Origin of the sequence: Psychrobacter sp. SHUES1, assembly GCF_001652315.1 — a bacterium.
Classification (GTDB): Bacteria; Pseudomonadota; Gammaproteobacteria; order Pseudomonadales; family Moraxellaceae; genus Psychrobacter; species Psychrobacter faecalis.
Genome location: NZ_LXWA01000111.1, coordinates 1 through 2,719 on the forward strand (window position 1 = coordinate 1; position 2,719 = coordinate 2,719).

At 43.1% G+C, this 2,719-nt stretch carries 1 protein-coding gene; it reads right to left on the bottom strand.

Annotation, left to right across the window (positions count from 1 at the left end; genetic code table 11):
• Nucleotides 1-106: 106 nt before the first annotated feature.
• Nucleotides 107-2,719, bottom strand: a 2,613-nt coding sequence (gene ppc, locus A7325_RS12965) for a phosphoenolpyruvate carboxylase (protein WP_068408797.1), incomplete at its 5' end; no start/stop codon positions are given.

A 2,719-nucleotide genomic window follows, 5' to 3' on the forward strand; every position in this document is an offset into this window, starting at 1 on the left:
ATCTAAATTAGTTGACCCTTACACCTTTTCAACCTTCTTAATTTAATTAAAGGAAGTCAATGTATTTAGGTCATAAGTTAGATATCTGAACGTAATTCTCTATTAATTAACCCGTATTGCGTAGACCCGCTGCCAAAGCATTGATACTACGGATTAATGGATCTTCAACACTAAAGTCACCGTCATCATATATAGTGTCTTTTTGTCTGGCACGTTTCAACAACTCGATTTGTATGTAGTTAATCGGATCTAAATAAGCATTTCGCCACTGCAGTGACGCGGCAAGGTTTTGCTGATGTGCCAATAATGATGTCTGGTTAAGCAAAGAATTTAAACCTGAAAATGTCAGCTCGTGCTCATCGATTACCGCTTGCATAATCTTTTCACGTAATCCCTCATCTTCACATAACTGACTATAAGCCTGAGCAATGCTCATCTCAGACTTGGTAAACGCCATTTCAATATTACTAATAAATACGTTAAAAAATGGCCAGCAACTGTTCATCTCCCTCATTAAAGCTTCGTCTTGTTTAACACTATGAAGAGCACTACCTACGCCATACCAAGCTGGTAGGGTAAAGCGCGCTAAAGACCAACCAAATACCCAGGGAATCGCCCGCAAGGTTGTCTTACTAGGCAGACCTTTGTTACGGTGCGCTGGGCGTGAGCCGATATTTAATAAAGAGATTTCCTGCACTGGCGTCACTTGTGAGTAGAACTGATAAAACCCTTCGGTATGGTCAGTAAGCGTACGATAACTTTGTTCACCCGCATCGGCTAGACGCGCAAAGAGTGCTTCATAATTTGGTAGTTCAGGCGGTTGCACCACAAATCTTGTTGAGCACGCTTTGAGGGTACCAGTGATGCCCATGGTTAGCTCAAACACAGCGGTATCGGTGTTGGCATATTTGGCATAAAGGACTTCGCCCTGCTCGGTGACTTTAATTTCTCCATGCAGTGTCCCTGCGGGCTGAGCGGCAATTGCATTATGTGTTGAGCCGCCACCACGACTGACAGAGCCACCACGGCCATGAAACAAGCGGGTTTTGATACCATATTCCTCAGCGATACGGTTAATGGTTTGCTGCGCGCTATACAGCTGCCATGCAGAGGTGATAATACCGCCATCTTTTGATGAATCTGAATAACCCAGCATGATTTCTTGCGTGTTATCTAAGTGTTGCAGCAACCCTCGATAAAGCGGATTATCCAAGACGGCAGGTAAAATCTTATCGATATTTTTAAGGTCTTCGATGGTTTCAAACAAGGGTGCGACGGGTAAGTCAGCGGACAGTTGCCCTTCGTCATTCACTGTACATAAGCCTGCAAAGCGCATGAGTAGTAACACTTCTAATAATTGACTGGCGTTATTGGTCATTGATATGACGTAACTGCCGAAAGTATCTTGCCCGACCAGTTTACGTAAGGTTGCCACAGAGTTCATCAAAGCCAATTGTTCGCGTGTTTTATCACTCAAGTTATCGGTATAAATGAGCGGTGTACCGGGCTTTTCAAGTAAGCGCGTTAGCCATTCTTGGCGCTCAGTTTCAGTGAGCATTTGATAATCTGGCAGATTAGAGGCATTGGCAAAAATATCAGCTATCACCTCGCTATGATAAGAGGACTCTTGACGAATATCGAGCGCTGCCAAATGAAAACCACAGGTTTTGACCAAACGAATCATATCAAGTAATAAGCCTTCGCCATGTGCCGTATCGTGAGTATTGACACTTTTCCGAATGATGCGTAAATCTTCTAACAATTCTTGCGGATTGGTGTAAGCATCTTTTTCAGCCTCGCTATCACTACCTTTGCTTTGAATATGGCTATTAGTCGATTTTATTTTGGCAAGAATAATCGATAACAGTCTTCGGTACGGCTCATTGTTGTAATCGTCAGTATTGTAATCAAAGACTCGTCTGTCGAGCTCACGATAACTTTCAATTTTTGTATACACGTCAGGTTCGATAGCGACAATTGTATCGCTGTGAATCAGTTCACGACGCAATTTTTTGATCAACACTTGATAGTGACGCAAGACGGTATTGGCATGCATCAATACGGCCATTTCTGTGGTGTCATGAGTGACAAAGGGATTGCCATCTCTGTCACCACCAATCCAAGAACCAAAGCTCATGAACGCCGGTAAGGGATAGTCTGTTAGCTCAGGATAGATATCAACAATGGCGTCTTTAATATTACGGTAAACTTTGGGAATGGCGCTGAATAAACTGGCATTGAAATAATGCAGGCCATTATTGATCTCGTCATAGACTAAAGGTTTACGCGTCCGTACTTCATCAGATGACCATAATAAATCAATGGTTTGCGCCGTTTGTTCTTTCGCTTGCTCATAGGCGAAACTGTTTTCAGGAAGATTATTCAAAGCATCGCTATGCTTGAATAAACTCTGCAATAGATTCATCGTCGTACGGCGACGCGCTTCAGTCGGATGGGCGGTGAATACTGGGATAAATTTTAGTTGCTCAATCAGCTCTTGCATTTGGGCGGGTTCAATATTGCGCTCACGACATTCAAGCAGCGTACGCCGAAACGAGCCTTCCCAGCTATGTTCCGATTGCATACGCAAGGCTTGACGTTGTTCTCGTAAGTAATTTTCTTCACTGAGATTGGCTAAGAAGAAATAGATAGAAAAGCTGCGGATGACATTTTTTAAGGTTTGGTTGTCTAACGAGGCAATAAAGTCGATGAGTTGTTG